19 protein-coding genes and 2 pseudogenes are annotated in these 23,543 nt (G+C 66.0%); 14 read left to right on the top strand and 7 right to left on the bottom strand.

Annotated elements, in window-relative coordinates:
• Positions 1-14: 14 nt before the first annotated feature.
• Positions 15-695: a biliverdin-producing heme oxygenase gene (locus NV2_RS16025; protein WP_067874262.1), complete on the bottom strand. Its 681-nt coding sequence runs from the start codon at positions 693-695 to the stop codon at positions 15-17.
• A gap of 272 nt (positions 696-967) precedes the next feature.
• Positions 968-1,561, bottom strand: a complete 594-nt coding sequence (locus tag NV2_RS31940) for a hypothetical protein (protein ID WP_210749544.1) — start codon at positions 1,559-1,561, stop codon at positions 968-970.
• Between the two features lie 237 nt (positions 1,562-1,798).
• On the opposite strand from NV2_RS31940, the gene NV2_RS32260 reads away from it, so the two are divergent.
• The 3 genes from NV2_RS32260 (at position 1,799) to NV2_RS16005 (ending at position 4,208) form a co-directional block, all read left to right on the top strand.
• On the top strand, positions 1,799-2,719 hold the full coding sequence (locus NV2_RS32260) for a tyrosine-type recombinase/integrase (protein ID WP_067874259.1): 921 nt from the start codon (positions 1,799-1,801) through the stop codon (positions 2,717-2,719).
• Between the two features lie 224 nt (positions 2,720-2,943).
• Positions 2,944-3,093 (top strand): hypothetical protein, encoded by a 150-nt coding sequence (locus NV2_RS32255; protein ID WP_245662620.1) that lies wholly within the window; start codon positions 2,944-2,946, stop codon positions 3,091-3,093.
• Positions 3,094-4,208 (top strand): IS3 family transposase gene (locus NV2_RS16005; RefSeq protein ID WP_373863571.1). Its coding sequence is split into 2 segments (ribosomal slippage): positions 3,094-3,238 and positions 3,238-4,208, totalling 1,116 coding nucleotides; the frame shifts between segments, so codons are not numbered across the junction.
• A 234-nt stretch (positions 4,209-4,442) separates the two neighbouring features.
• Here the strand turns inward: NV2_RS16005 and NV2_RS16000 are convergent.
• Positions 4,443-4,739, bottom strand: a complete 297-nt coding sequence (locus NV2_RS16000) for a putative quinol monooxygenase (RefSeq protein WP_067874255.1) — start codon at positions 4,737-4,739, stop codon at positions 4,443-4,445.
• 341 nt (positions 4,740-5,080) lie between these two features.
• On the opposite strand from NV2_RS16000, the gene NV2_RS15995 reads away from it, so the two are divergent.
• From NV2_RS15995 to NV2_RS30865, 5 genes and pseudogenes are all read left to right on the top strand, one after another.
• Entirely contained in the window at positions 5,081-6,220 is a 1,140-nt protein-coding gene (locus tag NV2_RS15995) for a glutathione-independent formaldehyde dehydrogenase (RefSeq protein ID WP_067874569.1), read from the top strand.
• 27 nt (positions 6,221-6,247) lie between these two features.
• Positions 6,248-6,385: pseudogene (locus NV2_RS30870) on the top strand (peptidase C56); the annotation flags it as partial.
• A gap of 26 nt (positions 6,386-6,411) precedes the next feature.
• Positions 6,412-6,825: a GlcG/HbpS family heme-binding protein gene (locus NV2_RS15990; protein ID WP_067874253.1), complete on the top strand. Its 414-nt coding sequence runs from the start codon at positions 6,412-6,414 to the stop codon at positions 6,823-6,825.
• A 110-nt stretch (positions 6,826-6,935) separates the two neighbouring features.
• Positions 6,936-7,423: pseudogene (locus NV2_RS15985) on the top strand (low temperature requirement protein A); the annotation flags it as partial.
• A gap of 316 nt (positions 7,424-7,739) precedes the next feature.
• Positions 7,740-8,078, top strand: a complete 339-nt coding sequence (locus NV2_RS30865; RefSeq protein WP_084474807.1) for an inorganic diphosphatase — start codon at positions 7,740-7,742, stop codon at positions 8,076-8,078.
• Between the two features lie 13 nt (positions 8,079-8,091).
• On the opposite strand, the gene NV2_RS15980 is transcribed toward NV2_RS30865, so the two are convergent.
• Positions 8,092-11,148, bottom strand: a complete 3,057-nt coding sequence (locus tag NV2_RS15980; RefSeq protein WP_067874567.1) for a Tn3 family transposase — start codon at positions 11,146-11,148, stop codon at positions 8,092-8,094.
• Between the two features lie 252 nt (positions 11,149-11,400).
• On the opposite strand from NV2_RS15980, the gene asnB reads away from it, so the two are divergent.
• The 3 genes from asnB (at position 11,401) to NV2_RS15965 (ending at position 15,497) form a co-directional block, all read left to right on the top strand.
• On the top strand, positions 11,401-13,242 hold the full coding sequence (gene asnB / locus NV2_RS15975; protein WP_067874252.1) for an asparagine synthase (glutamine-hydrolyzing): 1,842 nt from the start codon (positions 11,401-11,403) through the stop codon (positions 13,240-13,242).
• 165 nt (positions 13,243-13,407) lie between these two features.
• A complete protein-coding gene (locus NV2_RS15970) occupies positions 13,408-14,643 on the top strand; it encodes a cytochrome P450 (RefSeq protein ID WP_067874250.1) in 1,236 nt (411 codons plus the stop codon).
• A gap of 134 nt (positions 14,644-14,777) precedes the next feature.
• Entirely contained in the window at positions 14,778-15,497 is a 720-nt protein-coding gene (locus NV2_RS15965) for a TetR/AcrR family transcriptional regulator (protein WP_067874248.1), read from the top strand.
• Between the two features lie 67 nt (positions 15,498-15,564).
• Here the strand turns inward: NV2_RS15965 and NV2_RS15960 are convergent, their stop codons facing one another.
• Positions 15,565-16,980: a threonine/serine exporter family protein gene (locus NV2_RS15960; RefSeq protein ID WP_067874242.1), complete on the bottom strand. Its 1,416-nt coding sequence runs from the start codon at positions 16,978-16,980 to the stop codon at positions 15,565-15,567.
• A 203-nt stretch (positions 16,981-17,183) separates the two neighbouring features.
• Between NV2_RS15960 and NV2_RS15955 the strand changes: the two genes are divergently transcribed.
• Both NV2_RS15955 and NV2_RS15950 read left to right on the top strand, forming a co-directional pair.
• A complete protein-coding gene (locus NV2_RS15955) occupies positions 17,184-19,112 on the top strand; it encodes an acyl-CoA dehydrogenase family protein (RefSeq protein WP_067874239.1) in 1,929 nt (642 codons plus the stop codon).
• A 98-nt stretch (positions 19,113-19,210) separates the two neighbouring features.
• Positions 19,211-20,017 carry a phosphatase PAP2 family protein gene (locus NV2_RS15950; RefSeq protein WP_245662619.1) on the top strand — a complete coding sequence of 269 codons (807 nt, stop codon included), beginning with the start codon at positions 19,211-19,213 and terminating at the stop codon, positions 20,015-20,017.
• Here NV2_RS15950 and NV2_RS15945 read toward each other — a convergent pair.
• Both NV2_RS15945 and NV2_RS15940 read right to left on the bottom strand, forming a co-directional pair.
• A complete protein-coding gene (locus NV2_RS15945) occupies positions 20,002-20,895 on the bottom strand; it encodes a nuclease-related domain-containing protein (RefSeq protein ID WP_067874236.1) in 894 nt (297 codons plus the stop codon). The two genes, NV2_RS15950 and NV2_RS15945, sit on opposite strands and share 16 nt — an antisense overlap.
• A gap of 106 nt (positions 20,896-21,001) precedes the next feature.
• Positions 21,002-22,687, bottom strand: coding sequence for a GMC oxidoreductase (locus NV2_RS15940; RefSeq protein ID WP_067874233.1), 1,686 nt, complete (start codon positions 22,685-22,687; stop codon positions 21,002-21,004).
• A gap of 190 nt (positions 22,688-22,877) precedes the next feature.
• Here NV2_RS15940 and NV2_RS15935 point away from each other — a divergent pair, with 190 nt between their 5' ends.
• Positions 22,878-23,537 carry a CDP-alcohol phosphatidyltransferase family protein gene (locus tag NV2_RS15935; protein WP_084474805.1) on the top strand — a complete coding sequence of 220 codons (660 nt, stop codon included), beginning with the start codon at positions 22,878-22,880 and terminating at the stop codon, positions 23,535-23,537.
• The last annotated feature ends 6 nt before the right edge of the window (positions 23,538-23,543 follow it).

The following is a 23,543-nucleotide window of genomic DNA, read 5'->3' as shown; positions in this document are numbered from 1 at the left end:
GGGTGCGCGGTCGATCAGCCCTGACGACGGACGGGGAATTCCTCGGCCAGCTCGGCGAACAGGTCGGTGTTGAGATCGAAGGCGCGGCGGCATTCACCCAGGACGCGCTGCTTCTCCAGCTCGTCGACCGGCAGCTCGTCGAGCAGGGTGCGGTAGTGCCGCTTGAACGCCGCCGGATTGCCGATCTGATCGAAGACGTAGAAGCGCACGCCGTCGCCCCGCTTGGGGAGTTGCCAGAGTTTCGCCGCGGTACCGCGAATGACCTGACCGCCGGAGAGGTCCCCGAGGTACCGGGTGTAGTGATGGGCGACGTATCCGGCGGGCCAGTCCCGTGCGCACTCGTGGATCCGCGCGGCGTAGGTGGCCGTGGCCGGTAGTGCGGTGAGTTCCTCGCGCCAGCCGGGCCCGCCGAGGTGGGCGAGGTCGTCCTCGAGATGGGCCAGCCGGGCCAGTTCCGGCCGGACGAACGGGCCTGCGACCGGATCGGCGGCCAGGGTCGCGGCTTCCTGTTCCAGGGCCTGGTAGATGTACCAGAGTTGTCCGGTGTAGCGGTAGAAGGCACGGACGTCCAAGGCGCCGCCGAGCATATCGCTCATGAAGGTGGAGGATTCGGCGCGTTCGTGTTGCTCGGCGGTCGCGGAACGGATCTGTGCGGAGAACGGCACGGTGTGCTCGGTGGTGGGGGCATCCGCCATGATCCTGATTTCCTCACGTCGTCGGACGGTAACTATGGGTAACCTAACTTGCCTTCGACGATACCGGTGCACGGGTCCCGGGAAATCAAACTTTCGGACGAGAGTTCGGCGGATGTGTGCGCGGCGTCCCCGTCGGGACGATCGATCGAACGTCGGGGTGTCGAGTGGTCCGGGGCGGTGGTAGGCGTGAGGGGTGCAGTGGTGAGAAAAGTCGCGCTAAGCACTGTTTGCGCAGGGTAGAGCCACTAACCGGGATGGTTTAGGGGCTGGGTCTACTGGTTCTCGACCAGTGCGGCGATCAGCGTTCGGGCGGCAGCCCTGGTAAGCCTTCTGATAGACCGGCCAGGCGTCTCGTCCGCATCACGCGCCGCGATGTCGGTTCCCTTGGTGGCCTTGGCAAATTCGATGTCGAATCGTTCGACATCGACCTTCGCGGCGAGGGCCTTGAGGTAGTCGATCTGCTTGATGGTCGCGGGCTCGATCCGAGCCTGGGCGGCGCGTTCCTTCCGCGCCGCATTCTGCGCGTCGTTCGCGGCCTTGCGCGCGGCCTTCGCTTCGGGCCCACGGTCGACAACCTGGATGTCGTCGAACCAGTCTTGGATTCCGGGCTTGCCGGTGACGGCTTCCCACAAGACGTTGGTTGTGAGTTCAGCTTCGTTGACGTTCTCGGTGAGGCCCGGCCCGATGAGCGCGGTGAATCCGCCGCCTTCGCGGACGATGGTGAACCCGGCGGGAACGGCGTGGGCGGTGAGCCAGCCTTGGCCGCAGCCGCAGTAGGTGGCGTGGTAGCGGTCCCACTTCGAGTGAAGCGCTTCGTAGACCAGTTGGTCGCCGTAGTGGTAGGTATCGCGCGTGAATCCCGACATCGACTCCAGTTTCCCACACCGGGCTGTTCGGCGGATTCGTTGTGTGGTGCGACTTTTCGTGGTCTCAGTCCAAACCTGCGAAAAGTCGCGCTAAGGATTTACCGCAGATAATGGCCTATTATCTGCGGTAAACTTGAAGTCGACCAGGCGCTACACCCCTTCCTAGATGGGGCGACTCGGTAAATTATCTGCGATAGCTGCCGATCACGGTTCGGCGGCCGACGAGAAGGGCTGATCGTGGGACAGGTGCGGGCACTGCCGATCCGGGGTGTACGGCTCAAGGACGCCGTCGATCAGTTCCTATCGACGATCCCGAGCATCAACACGCGACGCGGGTACGCTGTGGCGCTCAACCAACTCGTGCGCGACTTCGGCGCCGACTCCGATGTCGGGTTGCTCAACGCCGAGAGGGTCGGTGGCTGGGTCACCTTCAAATGGGGTGCTCGTTCGGCGCAGACGTTCAACGTCCGCCTCTCGTCGCTGCGGGCGGCGTGCGAGTGGTGGCGTGTGCAGGAGTGGTTGGTCGGTGACCCGCTCGTTCGGTTGGTGCCGCGCAGGGTCGCGCCCGATCACTCGCGGGCGATGCACCGCGACGAGGTCACCGCGCTGCTCGACAAGGATGTGGCGCTGCGGGAAAAGGTGCTGTGGACGATGCTCTACGAAACCGCGGCGCGTGCCGAGGAACTGCTCGAACTCGACATTCCCGATCTGGATCCGGCGAACCGGTCCGCCACAGTCACCCGCAAGGGCGGGGCCAAGGATGTGGTCGCCTGGCAGACCGGGGCCGCCCGGCTACTGCCACGGCTGCTGGCAGGCCGTCGACAGGGACCGGTTTTTCTCACCGACCGGAAAGCGAAACCTGGTGTGGCGGTGGGCGATATCGACCCGTCGACGCTGCGGGGGCGGTTGTCGTATCGGCGGGCTCTGGAGTTGTTCGAGCAGCACACGGCCGAGTTCGCACGTGGGCCGTTCACACTGCATCAGCTACGGCACAGCCGGTTGACCCACGTCGCCGAGGACGGAGCATCGACGCCGATGCTGATGCGAATGAGTGGACACAGCTCGGTCCGGTCGCTCGGCAAGTACGCGCGCCCGTCAGCGGAGGCGTTGATCCGGTGGCATGCCCAGACCGACCCCGCCGCTCGGCGCCGTAGATAGGGATGCGCCGGGAACGATGGCGACCGAAGTAGCAATCGTGCGGAACCTCTGGCGGCCCCGGTAGTTGGGGTCGCCGTAGTACTCGAGAAATTTTCGGGCGGATATGGCCAAGTAGCCTGCTGGACTGGGAATCTTCGGGACTCAGGCGGGAGGCGCTGGTGGTTGCCGAGGTGAATCCCCCCGGAGATTCCGCAGACTTCATCTCTTGAGGAAGGACGAAGTCTGTGAGTTCGAGGAAGTATCTGCAGGAGTTGCGTGAGCGGGCGGTGCGGATGGTTGCGGAGGTCCGCGACCAGCACGAGTCGGAGTGGGCGGCGATCGGGGCGGTCGCCGAGTTGCTGGGTGTAGGGACCGCGGAAACGGTCCGTAAGTAGGTGCGTCAAGGTCAGGTCGATGTCGGTGTGCGGGCCGGGGTCACCACCGAGGAGTCCGCGGAGCTGAAGCGGCTGCGCCGGGAGAACGCGGAACTCAAGCGCGCCAACGCAATTCTGAAGTCTGCATCGATACTCTTCGCGGCCGAGCTGGACCGGCCCCAGCGCTGATCGTCGAATACATCAGCGAACGGCAGGGCCACCGCGTCGGCGGTGGCCTGCGATGGGGTGTCGAGTCGATCTGCGCCGCGCTCACCGAGCTCGGCGTCAAGATCGCCCCATCGACCTATTACGAACACCGCCGAGGAATTCCAAGCAAGCAGGACCGCCGCGACGAGGAACTGATGCGCGAAATCGTGCGGGTCCACCGCGAGAACTACGGCGTCTACGGCGCCCGGAAAGTTTGGCTGCAACTCAACCGTGAGGGCATCGAGGTGGCTCGATGCACCGTCGAGCGGCTGATGCGGCGGCACGGGCTACGAGGCGCGGTCCGCGGCCGGGTCAAACGCACCACGATCGCCGATCCGGCCGCTGAGCGGCCGCAGGATCTGGTGCAACGCAAGTTCGCGCCGGCGGCACCGAACCGGCTGTGGGTGGCCGACATGACGTATGTGTCGACCTGGTCGTCGGGCTGGGTCTACGTGGCGTTCGTGATCGACGCTTACGCGCGCAGGATCATCGGCTGGCGCACCGGCACCACGATGACGACCGCGCTCGTGCTCGACGCGATCGAGCACGCGATCTGGACCCGTGAGCGAGCGGGCTGGGACGTGAAAGATGTTGTCCACCAAACGGATAGGGGCGCTCAATACACCTCGATCGCCTTCACTGAGTGGCTCGCGGAGGCCGGGATCCAGCCCAGCGTAGGCGCGGTGGGATCGAGCTACGACAACGCCCTCGCCGAGACGATCAACGGCCTCTACAAGACCGAGTTGATCAAACCCCGGGGTCCGTGGCGCAACGCAGACCAGGTCGAGTTCGCCACCGCCGAATGGGTTGACTGGTTCAACCACTGGCAGCTCTACCAGTACTGCGGCGACCTGCCACCGGCGGAGATGGAGGCCGCCTACTACGCTCAACACCCAGCCCAGCACCTGGCCGGGCTGTCATATCAGTAAGTCTCCGGACATGCCGGGGGGATTCATTTCTTTGACCCAGGTGAGCATGGTGGTCGCGGAGGATGTCCCGAATTCCGTGAAGTTTGGCGACTCGGTGACGGATCAGGCTGCGCTCGCCCTGTCGTTGTACACCAAGATTCGACAGGTCCGGTGGACTCGCGTGTCAAGGTTCGCGGGCGCGAGGGTGATGTCGGTTCTGTCGAGCTTGCGGGCGGGCTGTTTCCAGTCGGCGGCTCAGAGCTTGTCGGCGAGCACGTCGAGGTTGCTGATTTCGGGCGGCGCAGCGAAGAGTTCGTCGGCGCGTTCGCTGAGAGCCTTGCCGACCGGCCCATTGAGATGTGTTTCGCGGGCGGCCTCCTCGGGGAATGCGTCGATGATGCCGAACGTCGAGGGACCGAACCGTACCGCCAACCAAGGCTTCGTGCCGGGCTCCTGTTCGACCAGCGGCAGCGCCGATCGGAGGAATTCCTCGACCGCGCTTTCCTTGCCGGGTTTGGCTTCGAGTCGGACCAGCAGCGCCTTGGTAACCATGTCGGGTCTCCTGTTCGACGGTAGGTGGACATGGACCAGCATCACACCATCGACCGGTAAAGGGAAGGAGCCCGAGCCCGCAAATCAAGGAAACCGATTCTCACCCCTAGCAATCGTGGAGCCGATAGAGGAGACTCGATGGTGCACGGCATGCGACGCCTGAATGCGCCCGCTGTTGTCGGCTGTGACGCGAAACATGGTGGTGCGCCAACGTTTTGGTGTTGTTTTCAGTTTCGTGCGCTATCGCTTCTGCCCGCGGCACGATTCATTTGGTGTTCATATTCAATCGCCTGTGGCCGCCGGGCCGGGATCAACCGGAAACGCAGCATCAGGGAGGCGAGATGAAAGCGCTTGTGTACGACGGGCCACGCGAGGTTCATGTGAAGGATGTGCCCGATGCGAGGATTGAGCAGCCGACCGATGTGCTGGTAAAGATCACCAGCACCAACATCTGTGGGTCGGATCTGCACATGTACGAGGGCCGCACCGATCTGGAGCCCGGGATGGTCCTCGGTCACGAAAACTTGGGGATCGTCGCCGAGGTGGGCAAAGCGGTGGTCAAGGTCTCACCCGGGGATCGGGTGTGCCTGCCGTTCAACATCGGCTGCGGTTTCTGCCGAAACTGCGAGGAAGGGTTGACCGCGTTCTGCCTGACGGTGCACCCGGATCCGAAGATGGCCGGCGCCGCATACGGGTTCGCCGGGATGGGCCCGTTCTGGGGCGGGCAGGCCGAATATCTGCGGGTGCCGTTCGGCGACTTCAACTGTCTGCGGTTGCCCGAGGATGCCCAGGACAAGGAAGCCGACTACGTGATGCTCTCCGACATCTTTCCCACCGGCTGGCACTGCACCCGCCTCGCGGACATGCAGCCCGGCGATTCGATGGTGGTGTACGGGGCCGGGCCGGTCGGGTTGATGGCGGCGTACTCGGCGATGATCCAGGGTGCGAGCAAGGTGATGATCGTCGACCGGCATCCGGACCGGCTCGAGCTCGCCGAGCAGATCGGCGTCATTCCGATCGACGATTCGAAAGGCGACCCGGTCGAGCAGGTCCTGGAACAGACCGGCGGGCAGGGCGCCGACAAGGGTTGTGAGTGCGTCGGCTATCAGGCGCACGACCCGCAGGGTCACGAGGACGCCGCGATGACGATGAACCGGCTCGTCGACTCGGTGCGCTTCACCGGCCACATCGGCGTGGTCGGCATCTTCCTGCCCCAGGACCAAAACGGCCCCGACGAACTCGAACGCAACGGCAAGATCGCCTTCGACATGGGCAAATTCTGGTTCAAGGGGCAGAAGGTCGGGACCGGGCAGGCCAACGTCAAGCACTACAACCGGCAACTGCGCGACCTGATCCATCAGGGCCGCGCCAAGCCGTCCTGGATCATCTCCCACGAACTGCCCCTCGCCGAGGCCGAGTCCGGTTACCAGCATTTCGATGCCCGCGACGACGGATGGACCAAGGTCGTACTTCATCCGTGAGGGGCCCGGACCGAGAGGAGTACAACGATGGCAACGACACTGCAGGGCAAGCGGATCGCGATTCTCGCTGCCGACGGGGTCGAAAGAGTCGAACTCGAGCGACCCCGCGACGCGGTGCACCGAGCCGGTGGGCGCACAGAGCTGCTGTCGCCGAAGACCGCGCAGTTCGCGAAGCCCCGGAGGGGTGCGTCATGATAGTGAACCAGCCCTCGGTGTCCCTCGACGATGCGCAGCGGGTGATCGCCGCCGGGCTGGCCAAAGCTGGCGAGATCGAGTCGCCGTCGAACATCGCGGTGGTCGATGCCGGCGGCAACCTCGTGGCCCACGCCCGGATGGACGGTGCCTGGATCGCCAGCATCGACATCTCGATCAGCAAGGCGTTCACCGCGCGGGCGCTGGACATCTCGACCGAGGACCTCGCCGCCGACGCGGGTCCGGGCGGGCAGTTCTACGGGATACACGTGTCGAACGGTGGGCGCATCATGATCTTCACCGGTGGTGTGCCGCTGCGGCACAACGGCCAGGTCGTCGGGGCGGTCGGCGTCAGCGGCGGCACCGGGGAGCAGGACAAGACCGTCGCCGAGGCGGCCGCGGCGGCGCTGTGAGCAGTGACCTGCGTCGCCAGGGCGACGTCGCGGATGTGAGTGTCGAAGCGGTCGGAAGGCGGTCGGTGGGCAACCTGGAGTTGTTCTTCGACCTCACCTTCGTGTACGCGATGTCGCAGGTCACACACCTGATGCTCAGTGACATCTCCTGGCCGGCTTTCGGCCGGGGTGTGCTCGCGCTGCTCGTCCTGTGGTGGGCGTGGGTGTGCTACGCCTGGCTGACCAACACATTCGACACGGCGCGGGTGATGTACACGACTTTGATCATCGTCGCGATGGCGGCGATGCTCATCGCGGCCATCGCACTGCCCACCGCATTCACCACCGGGGCACTCGTATTCGGGCTCGCATTGCTCGCCGTCCGCCTCATCAACGTCGGTATGTTCCTCGTCTCGTCATCCCGAGACGAGGATGGATTGGCGTCGGCGATCCGCCGACTGGCGCCGGGCCTGCTCGTCGGGCCGACCTTGATCGTTGCCGCCGCTTTTGTGGCCTCCCCTGCCGTGAGTTGCTGTGGGTCGCGGCCGCGGTGGTCGACTTCGGCAGCCCCCTGATAGCGGGAATCAGCGGACTTCGGGTCGTACCTTCGTATTTCATCGAGCGCCACGGTTTGGTCATCATCATCGCGCTGGGCGAGACGATCATCTCGCTGGGGGCGAACGACGATAGCACCGTCGATACTTTTATGGATACTCTGGCGAATAGATTGGGCGATGTCGGTCGACGACGGCACCACGCCCAAACGCGCCGACCGAGGTGTTCCCACAGAACCCGATGCTGCCCACTGACCAGCGGCTGGTCCACATGGACTACCTGCGTACCCGGATCGGCAAACCACTGCCCACCGCTACGATTGAGAAATGAGCAGCACCGCCGCACACCCTCCCACCAGCAACGATTCCGTGTCGTTGTAGATGGCACGACGCTATCTGCGCCGGTCGGTGGAACTGACCATCGACCGGCAATACGGCAGCCTCCACCCAGTCCACGTCTTCCGCTACGAAGCCAACTACGGCTACGTACCCGGCACCACAGCCCTCGACGGCGACGGGCTCGACGGCTACTACCTGGGCCAACCCGAACCGCTGGCCACCGCGTCAGGGGTCTGCGTGGCCGTCATCCACCGCACCGGCGATGACGACGACAAACTTATTGTCATCCCCACCGGAACCGATGTCCCAGGCGACGACGACATCGCCACCGCCGTCGAGTTCCAAGAAATCCCCGGCCGATACACCATCATCCGAGGCTGAGCCCGGTGTAGGTTCACTCGTCCTCGTCGGCGGCGTCTGGATCGCGCAGCGGTCGGTGGATGCCACCGAGGTCGGGCAGCGCGAAGCTGTAGTGGCCTTCGAGCCGAATGTGTTTGCGTCCGAACGCCGACAACCGGGCGGCATCCTCCTCGCGCACCGGGTAGTCCTGCTCTCTCAGTGCGTCCAGCGCTCGATCCGAGTACACCGAATTCCACAGCACGACGATGTTCAAGATCAGGCCCAGCGCGTCGAGCTGGTTCTCCATGCCGTCGAGGTAGCCGCGGGTGATCTCGCCCTTGCGTCCGTGAAAGATGGCCCGGCCCAGGTCATGGCGGCCTTCTTGCAGGTTCGATTGCGCCTTGGCTTCGCGCCGGTAGGGTTCGTCGTCGGCCAAACGCAGGATGTGCAGGGTTTTGAAGATTCGGCCGTAGTGGGCGATCGCTTGGCCGAGGCTGGTCGGGTTGCCGTCACGGGAGATCATCCGGGTCACTTCGTGACCGGAGACCTCGCCGCGGTGCATCGACACCGCGACTCGGCACATGTCCTCCCAATGCGAGGCGATCTTGTCCACGTCGATCTTCCCGCGCGCGGCCCGGTCCAACGGCCCGTAGTCGGCGCGGGTGTCGATGCGCCACAACCGCTGATCAGGCATGTTCGCCAGCTGCGGCCGGTACTTGTATCCCAGCAGGTGCGAGAGCCCGAACACGATGTCGCTGTAGGAGCCCGTGTCGGTGATGATGTCCTCGGGCACCTTGCTGCCCTCGGGTTGGCGTAGCAGCACGTCCAGGAAGTTCAGTGAGTCCTTCGGCGTTCCCGACACCACGACCGCGTTGAGCCCGGCGGACTGGTCGTTGAGCATGTTCAACCAGGTAGCACCCCTTTTCCGGCCGAAATACTTCAGGTTCGGGCGGGCGTAGATGGTGCGGACCGGGACCACGAACCGCATCCCGTCCACGCTGGCGACGACCCCGCCGCCCCACAATTGCGCCAACGGCACCGCCGCCTGGGCGTTGACCAGCACCGTGTTCGCCGCGGAAAGGGTCTCGGCACGTAGATAGTGCTGGTCCACGTGACGGAGACGGTCACGGGTCAACGCCTCCACTCCCGGCGAAACCACCGGTGTCAGGCCGACATTCATCGCCTGCGAGCACAGCACCGCCGCGACCGACATCCCGAGGTTCGCCGCGCGGGCACCGGTGCCGGCGACATGTGTGAACGACTCGCCGAAGTTCGGGCACCAGCTCATCACCTCGAGCACCATCTCGGGCAGGTCAACCCGCGGGATCATCGCCGAAACCCGGCGCCGCAGGTCGATCAGGCTGGGCGGATCCGACAATGCCGTCAGCGCGGCGACGTGCAGTTTCCCGTCGGCGTCCACCGAAGCGGGAGTGTCGTCGCCGAGGCGGCCGGCTAGCTCCCGGTACGCGGCGTCGAGGTCCTGGCCGAGATCGGCCAGCAGCTCACGCGGACCATCGGGCAGCCCGAGCGCGTTCATGCCGCGCTCGCGGGCGGCTTCCCACACCATTCCCGACAGTAGATGCGTGCGCGGGTCACGCCATTTCGAGGAATGCTCGGCGAAGATGTTGCGGTGCTTGAGATGCCGGTGGAACTGCTCGAGCACACACAGCGTGTACGCGGCCCGGTCCACCGTCTCCTCCGGCCGACCGTCCGGATACACCAACCGCGACCAGCCACCGCCGACCAGGTCGTGATCAACCTCGCGCGCGTCGAGCCATCGAGCGGGCAGCCCGCGCCCGCGCGGCGTGGCAAGCAGATCTGCCAGGTTCCGCATCGCCGTCAGCACCGCCACGCCGTCACCGACCGCACCGAACTCGACGTGGCGCATCATCGCCGACAGGAACGTCCGTACCGTGGCGAATCTGCCAGCCATTTCCTCGAGCCGCTGGGAGTCGAGCTCGGGATCAGCTTGGGGCACAAGCTCGTCGATCGCTGCGAGCGCCGATGTCAGCTCGGCCTTGGAGACCGTGTTCTCGATCAGATCCCACACCAGTTGCAGCGGCAGGTCCGGTTCGGTTTCGGCCATCTCGAGCAGTACGCGCACCGCCCGCGCGAGTTTGCTGGCGTTCTTGCTCATCCGCGGGTACCGGCGCAGCTTCTCTTCCTTGGACTGTCGTTCCGCACGTGCCATCAGGTTGTTCACCATCAGCAGGTCGAACAACTCGAGCACATCATCGACAGCCTTGGCACGCAACGTGAACACCGTCGCGACCAGCAGCGCCAGCAGCCGCTCGCGCTGGGACCGCATCCGACGCAGATGCACGGTCTTGCCGGTCAACCCGTGAGATGCCAGCGCGATCATCCGGCGCGGGCTCACCTGCGTGATGTCGACCGATTCCGGGATCACCGCGTTCACATCCCGCAACCGGGCCAGCGCGTTGCGCATCCCGGTCGAGGTCGGCGTGAACACGCCCTTGCGCAGCCGTTCCAGCTCCACGTACTTGCGGCGCTTGTCCTCGCGGGTATCGAGCAGCCCGAGCAACACCCCGGGTTGGCCGCCCGAGAGCTGACCGGCCAGGTGTGCCCACAGCCGCTGATCGGCGGCCTGCTTGCACTCGCCGACCAGTCGCTCCAACGTGGTGACACCGGGCAGCAGCGCGCCCTTGTCCTCCCGAAGCCACCGCACCGCCCCGGCGATCAGCACCTTCGGTCCGTCGCCGGTCGTCCACGCCTGATCAGCGATCCACGCCGCCAACTCGGCCTCGATATCGGCGAACTCGATTAGCCCGTGCTTGCCGATGATCTCGGCCTGATGGTCGTACCGAGTCTGCTTGCGGTCCAGGTATGCCTTCACACATGAGGGGTCATCGATACCCAGTTGCTCGGCGAGGTAGTCGACCAGATTGGCCGGAACGTTCAACGGGTCCGGCAAGAACATGCCCAGATAGCGGACCGTGACCAGCTGGATGGCGAAGCCCAATCGGTTGCTGTCGCGTCGGCGCTCGGCGATCAACTCGCGGTCCTGGTCGTCGAGATGGAAGAACCGCTCCAGCTCGACCCGTGTCAGCACTCCGAACTGGCCGTACCCCGGCGCTACACCCTCATCCCGCACAGCCGCCCATGAAACCATCAGCGCCGCAACAGCGCTCGTCAATCGCCCGAATCGGTCGCGCTGAACTCACCGAACGGGCTTAGCGCGACTTTTCACACCACTGGACCCCATATGCCTGGTATGGACGGGTCAAGTGGGGCGAATAGGGCGAGTCCGGACAAGTCGGGCGTGTAGTGGCATTGATGATTCCTCTTGTGTTACAACGGATTTGCATATAGTTCGCCATGCTAACGATTTGTGAGAGGTGGAGTAATGTGCGGAATCGCGGGCTGGGTGGCCTTCTCGGAGGACCTCACCCGGCGCCAGGGGGACATCGATGCGATGACCGAGACCATGGCTTGTCGCGGCCCGGACGGTCGGGGCACTTTCGTTCGTGAGCATGGTGCTCTCGGGCATCGTCGGCTGGCCATCATCGACCTGCCCGGTGGTGCGCAGCCGATGAGCGTGCACACCCCCGCGGGTGACATCGGCCTGGTGTACTCCGGTGAGACCTACAATTTCCGGGAGCTGCGCGCCGAACTGGGGGCGCTGGGGCATCGATTCGAGACCGACAGTGACACCGAGGTGGTACTGCTGGCCTATCTCCAGTGGGGCGAAGCGCTGGTCGACCGGCTCAACGGCATGTACGCCTTCGCGATCTGGGACGATCGCGAGCAGAAGCTGGTCATGGTGCGCGACCGGATGGGGATCAAGCCGTTCTACTACTACCCGACGCCCGACGGCGTGCTGTTCGGGTCCGAGCCCAAGGCGATCCTGGCCAACCCGCTCGCCGGGCGGACCGTCGATCTCGACGGGCTGCGGGAGATGTTCGCGGCGACCAAGCAGCCGGGCTGGTCGCTGTGGAAGGGCATGCACGAGGTGCTGCCCGGCACGCTGGTCACGGTGGATCGCCAGGGGGTTCGCGAACGCACCTACTGGCGGCTGAGCGCCGCCGAACACACCGACGGCCGCGAGGAAACCGTGAGCCGGGTGCGCGAACTGCTCACCGATATCGTCGATCGCCAGCTGATCTCCGATGTGCCGCGCTGTGTGCTGCTCTCCGGCGGTCTGGATTCCAGTGCCATCACCGGCCTGGCGGCCGCCCGTCTGCAGGACAGCGGTGAGCAACTTCGGACCTTCTCGGTCGACTTCGCCGACCAGGAGCAGAACTTCGTCCCCGACGAGATGCGTGCCACGCCCGATTCCCCGTTCGTGCGCGAGGTGGCCGAACTGGTGCGCTCGTATCACAGCGATGTCGTCCTCGACCCCGCCGAGTTGTCGGATCCGGCGATTCGCCGTGCGGTGATCACCGCACGCGATATCCCGGCCGGCCTGGGTGATATGGACAACTCGCTGTATCTGCTGTTCAAGGCGATTCGCGAACAGTCGACGGTCGCCTTGTCCGGTGAGTCCGCCGACGAGGTCTTCGGCGGTTACCGCTGGTTCCACGACGAGGTCGCCCGCAAGGCCGACACGTTTCCCTGGATGGCGTTCAGTACCGCCCTGACCGGGGAGGGACGCTGGTCGATCATCCGCCCGGAACTGCGTGAACAACTGGACCTGGAGCGGTTCGTCGCCGATCAGTACGCCACCGCGGTTGCCGAGGTCGAACACCTGGACGGTGAATCGGAGCTCGAGCACCGCATGCGCACGATCTGTCACCTGCATCTGACGCGATTCGTGCGCACCCTGCTCGACCGCAAGGACCGGGCGTCGATGGCGGTGGGGCTCGAGGTGCGGGTGCCGTTCTGTGATCACCGGCTCGTGGAGTACGTCTACAACACGCCGTGGGCGCTGAAGACGTTCGACGGCCGGGAGAAGAGCCTGCTGCGGCACGCCTCGAAACATGTCCTGCCGGAGTCGGTGGTGCAGCGGGTCAAGAGCCCGTACCCCTCCACGCAGGACCCGGGTTACGCGGCGCAGTTGCAGCAGCAGTCCAAGGAGATTCTCGGCGGGGATTCGGCGGTCTTCGAACTGATCGATCGGCGCTGGCTCGAGCGTGCGGTAGCGCTGGATCCGGTGCGGATGGACAGCGGTGACCGCATGGGGCTGGATCGGATCATCGATCTGCATACCTGGCTGGAGTTGTACTCACCGCAGTTGCAGCTGGACTGAGCGACGGGGTCCGCGGAACGGGACGCCCGCGGACCCGTTCACGGCGGCTTGCCGGGCAGGTCGTGATGGGTGACGACACTGTTGTGAACATTATTTACTAATAGGTGTTCACAAATCGGGTGTGGTGTGGTTCACTCCTTGGGAACGTGTTCCAAAGGAGGTACCGTGTCCGCGCCGTCTCTGCCGTCCATCGGTCATGATTTCGACTTCACCGACCCCGACCTGCTGGGCAGCCGTCTGCCCGTCGCCGAGTGGGCCGAACTCCGCCGCGCCGCCCCGGTGTGGTGGGTCGACCAGCCCAAGGGGGTGAGCGGCTTCGACGACGGAGGCTACTGGGTCGTCAGCCGCCTCGACGACATCAAGGAGATCTCGAAGAACTCCGAGGTCTTCTCCACGCACGAGAACACCGCGGTGATCCGCTTCAACGGTGAGATCACCCGCGAGGAGATCGAGATCCAGCGCGCGATGCTGGTCAACACCGATCCGCCGGAACACGACAAGCTGCGTCGCATCATCTCCCGCGGCTTCACCCCGCGCGCGGTCGAGAGCCTGCGCGTCGCGCTGCGCGAGCGTGCCGAGCGCATCGTGCACGAGGCCAAGAAGACCGGCGGCGGTGACTTCGTGCAGCAGGTGGCGTGCGAGCTGCCGCTGCAGGCGATCGCCGAACTGCTGGGTGTGCCGCAGTCCGACCGTGGGCAGCTGTTCGAGTGGTCCAACCAGATGATGGGCTACGACGATCCCGAATTCGCCGACAGCTACAAGATGGCCAACGCCCAGGTGATGGGCTACGCGTGGAACCTCGCCGAGGAGAAGCGCAAGTGCCCGGCCGACGACATCGTCTCGCAGCTGCTCGACGCCGACATCGACGGTGAGGCACTGGGTTCGGAGGAATTCGCCTGGTTCGTCATCCTGCTCGCGGTGGCCGGCAACGAGACCACCCGCAACGCCACCACGCACGGCATGAAGGCCTTCGTCGACAACCCGGAGCAGTGGGAGCTCTACAAGGCCGAGCGTCCGCGCACCGCGCCCGACGAGATCGTGCGCTGGGCCACCCCGGTCATCGCCTTCCAGCGGACCGCCCTGGCCGACACCGAAATCGGTGGCCAGGCCATCGCGAAGGGACAGCGGGTCGGGCTGTTCTACTCGTCGGCCAATTTCGACGAGGAACGCTTCGACAAGCCCTTCGAATTCGACATCATGCGCAACCCGAACCCGCACGTCGGATTCGGTGGCACCGGCACGCACTACTGCGTCGGCGCCAATCTGGCCCGGCTGCAGCTGGATCTGATCTTCAACGCCATCGCCGACGTAATGCCGAACCTGCGTGAGGTTTCCGAGCCGGTCCGGCTACGCTCGGGCTGGTTGAACGGAATCAAGAGCTGGCAGGTCGCCTACGAGTGAGCAGGACGCCGGGGCCGCCGATGGCAGTGGCAGTCCCGGTACCTCGCATACTGCGGCCCGGAACACAGCGTGCGCACCGGCCTCGACGTACCCGTGACGTCGAGGCCGTCGGCGCATGCGACGAAGGACAACGCATGACAGCCGCACGACGGGGCCGGATGCCCGCGGTGACCGACGGCGATATCCGGTCCGCGGCTCGCGGACTACTGGTCGCGCAGGGACCCGAAGCGGTCACCCTGCGCGCCATCGCCCGCGAACTGGGGATCACCGCGCCCGCGCTGTATCGCTATTACGGATCGCACGAGGATCTGGTGGAGGCGCTACGCAGCGACATCTGCGCCGACCTCGCGCAGGAACTCGCCGAAGAGGTCGCGACACTACCCGAGGACGGCATCGTTCAGCTTTTCGCGATCTGCAAGGGGTTCCGGCGCTGGGCGCTGTCGCACGCGCACGAGTTCACGCTCGTGTTCGCCTCGGCAGCCGGTGATTCCACCAGCACCATGCGCAAATTCGACGAGCCGTTCGGGCGGATATTCCTGGAGGCGGCCGGCCGGTTGCTCACCACCTACGACATCGTCACGCCGCCGACCGATGTGATCCCGCACGGCGTGCGCGAGGACCTCGTCGGATTCCAGACCGAGCTGCTGGCGGCGCTGGCCGAGTCGGGGCAGAAGTTCCCCGCCGAGAAGCTCGATCTCGGCGTCACCTATCTGATGACGCAGTTCTGGGCACGCCTGTACGGGCACGTGACCCTCGAGGTGTTCGGCAACTATCCGATGCCGATGCGCAATCCCGACGCCCTGTTCGACGCAACCCTGGCGGATCTGGCACGGTCGATCGGCTTCGCGGACTAGGCGGCGACCTGGTCCGGCCGACCTGTGCTCGGCCGGACCAGCTCCGGCAGTGCGACGCACGCTCGCGTCAGGCCGGTTGTTCCGGCCGGGGCAGGGGCACCCGAACCCGCTGCAGGATGCGCGGCCGGCGCAGCCAGCGGGCGAACCATTCACCGAGGGTGATGCCGCCGCCCAGCGCGCAACCCACCACCAGGGCGGCGAACATCTGATTCAGGCCCTCCGGTAGTTGCTCTCCTCCCTCGAGCAACGCGGACAGCCCGCGGTAGACCTTGAGACCCGGGAGCAGCGGTGTGATGCCCGCGACCGCGACGACCAGTGGCGGAATCAGCGCCCGCCGGGCGAACAGGCCACCGACCAGGCCGATCACGGTCGCCGAGGCCGCGGCCGCGATCACCGGTCCGAATTCGAAGTGCTGCACCAGCAGATAGCACACCGTGATCCCGGCGCCGCTGATCCCGGCGACGGTCAGTGCGCGCCGCTCCGCATAACAGGCGAGCGCGAAAGCCACCGCGCCCAGCGCGCCGGCGAACACCTTGAGCGGCAGATTGTCCAAATCGTAGGAGGCGATCTCGATCGGTGGCGGCTGCGTCCCGAAGGCCTGCGCGACTCGGAGCGCCAGGGCGACGCCGCCGATGATGGCGCCGGTCATCACGAGAACGTCGAGCATGCGAGCCGCCGCGGTGATGGGCGCACCGGTGATCGCGTCCTGGACGGCACCGACCAGTTGCAGACCACTGAGCAGCACGGTGATCCCCGCCGCGACGATCAGGCTGGGATTGTCGGCGAGCTCCCCGGCGAAGGTGCCCCGCAGATTGTCTGCGAATGCGGTCAGCAGGATCGCCGGAACAGTGGCGATGATCCCGCCCATCATGTTCTGGAAGAAGAACGGCAGGCCGCGTTTGTTCAGCTCGCGGTTGCACCGGTCGATCAGGAAGGTGGTGGCGAAGCTCACGATGGCAACCAACGGGCCGCCGTTGAGCAGTAACGCAATCGCTGCCGCCAACGTCGCCCAGCCGACGGTCGCGATCCAGCGGTTGTAGGGATGGGGCGCGGTGGTGATGGCGTCGAGGGTCGCGTGCGCCTCGGCCGGTGGCACCATTTCGCGGCGGATGCGGCGAGTGAGCCGGTCGACCGCCGAGAGCCGGGTGAAGTCGAGTGAGCGGTGGTTCACCACGCGCATCGTGGTGGCCGGCGGGAGTCGCGGCCCGCGGTCGGCGGAGATACGAATCGAGTTGTAGGTGACGTCGATATCGCATTTCGCCAAACCGTAAGTAGCGGCGATGATTTCGATATGTGTCGTGGCATCGGTGACTGCGGCGCCGGAGGCCAGAACAACCTCGCCGACCCGTTCGGCGAGCTCCAGAACCTCGGTGACCGCGGCGTCATCGGTGAAATCGATCGGCTGCAACGGTGCCGGAGCTTCGACCACCGCGTCGACCGTTGCCTGTCGCTGAGCGACCAGTCGATCGGTTATCGCTCCCATCGCCCGATGCCACAACGAACTGGGCCGTGGTTCCGGCCCCGTGCGGACGAGTTCGGGCTCCAACTCATCTGTCACACACGACACGGTAGTCGGCGTGCGCGTCGGCAGGGGAGTTAGCTGCCTCACGCCACCGGGGTTTCTTCGGACGCGGCAATCTCGCGGCTACCGTCCTCGGGTCGCATTCCGAGGCTACAGTCGGATCCATGGGCACCGAGACTTCGACAGCTGACCATCTGCGCGCGGCCCTGGACGGGCCGTGGCGAGACGTGCGCGAGCAGGCCAGGCGTCAACTGGTCGACGAGCGCTTGTTCGGCGATCCCTACCTCGACTACCGCGCCGCGCGGGCACGGGTCCTCGACCAGATGCAGCTGGTCACCGAGTTCGGCTATGCGGAAAAGGGTTTCAGCATCGAGCACGGCGGGACGGGCGATCCCGGTGGCGCCGTGACCGGTCTGGAGATGCTGGCCTATGCCGACCTGTCGCTCTGGGTCAAGTCCGGGGTGCAGTGGGGATTGTTCGGCGGTGCGGTGGAGAACCTGGGCACCGATCGCCACGCCGATATCGTCAAGCGCCTGCTGTCGCTGGATCTGCTCGGCTGTTTCGCGATGACCGAATCCGGGCACGGCAGCGATGTGGCGAATCTGGAGACCACCGCCACCTATGATCCGGACGCCGGTGAGTTCGTCGTGCACAGCCCGACCGTTTCCGCGCGCAAGGACTACATCGGCGGTGCGGCCGAGCACGCTCGGATGGCGGCGGTGTTCGCACAGCTGGTCACCGGCGGGGAAAGCAAGGGCGTGCATTGCTTCCTGGTGCCGATCCGGGACGAGGAAGGCAACGATTTGCCCGGGGTGCAGACCTCCGACTGCGGCCTCAAGGGTGGTCTGGACGGTGTGGACAACGGGCGAATCGTCTTCGACCGGGTGCGGATCCCGCGCGAGAATCTGCTCAACCGCTACGCCGACGTGGCCCCGGACGGCACCTACAGCTCCGAGATCGAGAATCCGAGCCGCCGTTTCTTCACCACCCTGGGCACCCTGGTCCGTGGACGCGTCAGCGTCGGCGGTGCGGCGGCGGCCGGCGCGAAGGTGGCGCTCAGTATCGCCCTGCGTTACGGCGACAAACGCCGGCAGTTCTCCGATCCGGACGACGGTGGTGAGACCCTGCTGCTGGACTACCGCAGCCACCAGCGCCGGCTGCTGCCCCATGTGGCCCGGGCATTCGCGTTGTCGTTCGCGCAGAACGATCTGGTGCGGCGCATGCATCTGGTGCAGACCGGACAGGATCTCGACCCCGGCGCCCAGCGTGCCCTGGAGAAGCGCGCCGCCGGATTCAAGGTCGCGCAGACCCGGCATGCCACCCGCGCGATCCAGGAATGTCGCGAAAGCTGCGGCGGTGCAGGGTATCTCACCGAGAACCGGCTGGTGACCCTGAAGGCCGACACCGACGTGTTCACCACCTTCGAAGGTGACAACGTGGTGCTTACCCAGCTCGTCGCCAAGGAGCTGCTGACCGCCTACTCCGACGAGGTCCGCGACCTCGACGCCCTGGGATGGGTCCGGTTCGCAGCCACCATGGCACGCGATGTGGTGCGCCAGACCTCGGGTGTGCGCCAGCTGATCCAGCGCCTGCGGGACCGGTCCGACGAAGGAGTCGACGACGGCGACCTGTCCCGGCGCTCGGTCCAGCTGCAGTTGTTCGCCGATCGCGAGGATTATCTGACCCGCACCGCCGCCCATCGGCTGCGCGCGCGAGCCGAGGAGACCGGCCCGTTCGAGGCGTTCAACAACGCGCAGGACCATATTCTCGCCGCCGGCGAAGCACATATCGATCGGTTGGTGCTGGAGGCGTTCATCGAGGGGATTGCCGATATCGAGGACCCCGACGCGCGAGCGCTGGCGGACACGGTCTGCGACCTGTTCGTCTATTGGACGATCGAACAGAACCAGGCCTGGTACATCATGCACCGATTCATGTCGGTGGAGCGTGCCAAGGCGGTGCGGCGCGGGGTGAACGAGCTCGTCGATCGGCTGCGGCCGGAATCGAAGACGCTGGTGGCGGCACTCGGTGTGCCGGAAGCGATGCTGAACGCCGCGATGCTCGACGACGCGAGCGTGCATCAGGGGGCCTGATCCGGACGGATCCGTGCCGGGGAGGCGCCACCGTGCGGGTGTTCGCGGCGGGTGCCGGGTGACCGGAGCGCGGCACCCGCGACGGCTATCGTCGAGACGTGCCCGCTCCACCACCCACCTGGTACTGCCCCCGACCCGTGGTCACCGCTGCGATCGTGGTGATCGGCCTGCTGATCACGGTGACGATTCCACTGAGCTTCCCGCCGGACGGCGGGCCGACCGCGGTCGATCGCGCGATCGGCGATCGGGTGCACGAGGGGCTCGACACCCATCCGGGGCTCTACCACGCGTTGGTCGTGCCCAGTAATGCCTATGTGGTGCTGCCGATCCTGCTGCTCGGCGTGCTGTACTGCCTGTACCGTCGCGACTGGTGGGGGGCCGGCTTCCTGGTGGTGATTCCCGAGCTGGTGGTGGCACTCAACACCTGGGTCCTGAAACCGCTGTGGGACAGGCAGCTCGACGACTATCTCGCCTATCCGAGCGGGCACACCGTGCAGTTCACGGCCATCGTCACCGGTGTGCTGCTGGTCGTGGCCGACGCGCGGACGCGAATCGTGATCGGTGCGGTCGCGGCAGCTGCACTGGTGGCTTTCGCGGTGGGGATGGTCGGGCTGGGGTACCACTATCCGAGCGATATCGCCGGCGGAGCTACCGTAGCCCTCGCCGCGGTGCTCGGTTGCTGGGCGGCGCTGATCCGGGTACGCCGCAGAACAGAGCGCGGGGCACCCGGCGAGCCGTTCGATCCGGCTGCGCACCCGCCGGCGGCAGCGACGCCTACGTCGGGCGGGGTCGCGCTACCGGGGACCGAGTCGGTCCCCTCGGTGGCGCCCGCCGGAAATTCGGTACGGGCGGATGCCGCGCAACCGGCGTCCGACGCGGTGGCGCGCGATCAGCCCGGTCCGTAGGCGATCACGAGCGAGATCACCATCCACAGCACCCACGCAGCGCCGATGAGCATGCCGGCCGCCAGCAGCGTCCGCAGCACCACTCGCCCGAGATCTATCCGGTCGGCTTCCTTCGGATACAGATTCCAGGGGCTGTACCACGGCATCGTGATCGCCGACTGCCGGTCGTAGCCCTGCTCGGCGTTGCTGCGCTCCTCGAAGAAGGCCTCGGCCTGCGCCTGCTGCGGACCGCCGTACCAGAGCGTGGTATCCACCTCGCCGCCGAAACCCTCGCCGACCAGCTCCTGTGGCGACGGCAGATACGGCAGGCTGCCCAGCCCGCGGAAGGTGAGGGCGATCTCGTTCACCGTCCACTGCGCGCGGCCCTGCGCGGTGAGCGCGTTCAAGGACTCGGCGAGCCGGTCCGGCCCGTCGCCCGCGATCACCTGCAGGCCGGGGTCGTTCCACAGCTGACGGATTCGTGGCGTCGACCCGTGCTGAGGCACCACCACGACCATGCCGTGCACCACCCGCTGGCCCAATCCTCGTTCCGAGAGCCAGCTCTGCAGCGCATAGGTGTGCTCGTGTGAGCGGTCCAACGGGGTGCCGCGGTCACCGCCCTCGAATCCGACCACCTGTCCGTGCACCCGCCACGGCCCGTTCAGTGGCACCTCGAGATCACCCTCGACCTGCTGGGCGAGGGTTTCGACCTCGATCACCACGCAGGTGGTGGGTGTCCAGACCACCGCGTCGAACTGATGCAGCCGGTCGGCATAGAACAGGCTGCAGTTGATCGTCGCCACGCCGTGCGGGTCGTGTGGACCCTTCCACGTGCGCAGCCAATCGATGAGAGCCCGTTCGGCCGGAGTTCCGGCCGCATTCTGCACCCGCACCAGCATTGGCGACCGCCCTTTCGTCGACACCCGGTACGGAAAGCATAAGGGGCGCTGCAGGACCGGGTGAGAATTCGACGCGCCGGAGCAGCCGGGCGTCCGGGCCTGCGGCTCAGCGGGTGCTGGGAGCAGGGTCGATCGGCAGGCGCAGTGCGCCCGGTGCGAAATCCGGAACGGTCGCGAAATGTGGTGCGACGGGAGCGATGCGACGATACGTGGAGCCGAGCGCGGGGCGCGGATCCGGCTGCCCCTTGTTCGGCCAGAAGGCCATGGCCCGTTCGGCCTGGGCGGTGATGGTCAGTGACGGATTGACACCCAGATTGGCCGTGACCGTGGACCCGTCGGCGATATGCAGTCCGGGGTGGCCGAAGACGCGCTGATACGGGTCCACCACACCGCTTTCTGGACCTTCGCCGATCACGCAGCCCCCGATGTAGTGCGCCGTGGCCGGAATGTTGAACACGTCCATGACCAGGCTCTGCACGTCACCGTCGACCTTGTCGCCGAACCGGCGGCCGATATCGTGTGCTACCGGAATCCAGGTCGGATTGGGCTGACCGGTGCCCTGGCGTGTCTTCAACCGTCCCCAGCGCCGGAACGACGTCAGCGAATTGTCCAGTGACTGCATCACCAGCAGAATCACCGACTTCTCCGACGCATGCCGGGCATTGAGGCTGCGGGCGAACACCATCGGATGCGCCACGATCGCCAGCAGGAACCGGAGGAAACGGAACGCGCCGCCGTCGATGAGCGGTACCGACATCGGGAACAGGGCATTCTGCCCCTTGCCGTAGTGGCAGACCTCGATATGGGTATCGGGTTCGGGATGGATCGAGGAGGTGATGGCGATACCTTCCGCGAAATCGCTGCGCTGCTTGCTCACCACGTTGAGGATCGCTTCGGAATTGCTGCGGGTGAGCTCACCCAGCCGCGGTGACAGCTGCGGCAGCACCTGTTCGTCGCGCATCTGGTGCAACAGTTTCTGAGTGCCCAGCGCGGCGGCGGCGAAGACCACCTGTTCGGCGGTGAAGGTCTTGCGGCCCTTACGGATCCGGCGATCCGAGCGTTGGGTCTCGATGGCGTACCCGCCGCCGACCATCGGACGCACCTTGGTGGCGGTGGTGAGTTCGAACACCGTGGCGCCGGCCTGTTCGGCCAGGTACAGGTAGTTGGTGGGGGTGGTGTTCTTGGCGTTGTGCGGGCAGCCGGTCAGGCAGCGCGCGCAGTGGATGCAGCCGCTGCGCTTGGGGCCGGCGCCGCCGAAGTACGGGTCGTCGACCTCGACGCCGGGGCGGTCCTCGTTGAAGAAGACGCCGACGTCGGTCGCGTGAAAGGTCTCGCCGACGCCGAGATCGTCGGCGATCGAGCGGATCACCTCGTCGGCCGGGGTCACCCGCGGATTGGGTGCCACGCCGAGCATGCGCTTGGCCTGGTCGTAGTACGGGGCCAGTTCGGTGCGCCAGTCCGCGATATGGGCCCACTGCGGATCCGAGTAGAAATTCGGCAGTGGTTCGTAGAGGGTATTGCCGTAGATGAGGGAGCCGCCGCCGACACCGGCGGCCGAGAAAACCGCGCACTTGCCCAGCAGACTGATGCGCTGCGGGCCGGTCAGGCCGAGACGAGGTGCCCAGATGGATTTGCGCACATTCCAGTTCGACTTCGGAATCGAGTCGGCGGGCCAGCGCCGGCCGGATTCCAGGACGGCCACCCGGTAGCCCTTCTCCGTCAGCCGTAGTGCACTGACACTGCCGCCGAATCCGGAGCCGATCACTACCACGTCGTAGTCGAAGTCGGGCATGTCTTCCTCTCGTTCACCGGTCGTACGAACGGTCACAATGACACGGTCTGCGATGACACGGTCATCGACTCATCATGTCACTCCGTAGTGTGCCACCGGAGTGCGCGACCGATAAACCTATCCTGCCGCCGCACCCCCGGCGGCGTGCCCGAATGGCATTGCCGCGGGCATTGGGGTATGCACACAGGCTGTGACCAACCGAGCGGCCGGTGATACCGGCCCGGACCATCAGGTCCCCGAATCAGGCGACGCGGTACCGCCGGGCGCGCACGAGGACCGCATCCTCACCGTGCCGAACGTGTTGAGCTTTCTGCGGCTGCTCGGCGTTCCGGTGCTGCTGTGGCTCCTCCTGGTCGAACATGCCGACGGCTGGGCCTTCGCCCTGCTGATCGTCAGCGGTGTGACCGATTTCCTCGACGGGAAGCTCGCCCGGCTGCTCGATCAGTCCTCGCGGCTGGGGGCACTGCTGGACCCGTTGGTGGACCGGCTGTATCTGATCGCCACGATCGTGGGCCTGCTGGTCCGTGACATCCTGCCGTGGCCGCTGGTGGTGGTCCTGGTGGGCCGCGAACTGGTGCTGGCCGCGGCCCTGCCGATCTACCGTCGCCGCCGGCTGGACCCGCCGGAGGTGATCTATCTGGGCAAGGCCGCCACCTTCGCACTGATGTCGGCGCTGCCGTGGTTGCTTGCCGGACAGATGGATTGGCCGGTCGAGGGCTTCGCGCATGCGTTCGGCTGGGCGCTGTTGTGGTGGGGCGTGGGCGCCTATGTCTGGACCGGCCTGCTGTATCTCGGCAAGGCGGTCGCGGTCGCCCGGACGATACCTGTTGCGGGGCGAGCAACTTCGTAGCGGGTG

This window comes from Nocardia vermiculata NBRC 100427 (assembly GCF_001613265.1).
Lineage (GTDB): Bacteria > Actinomycetota > Actinomycetes > Mycobacteriales > Mycobacteriaceae > Nocardia > Nocardia vermiculata.
This window is presented reverse-complemented; position numbering and strand designations above follow the sequence as displayed.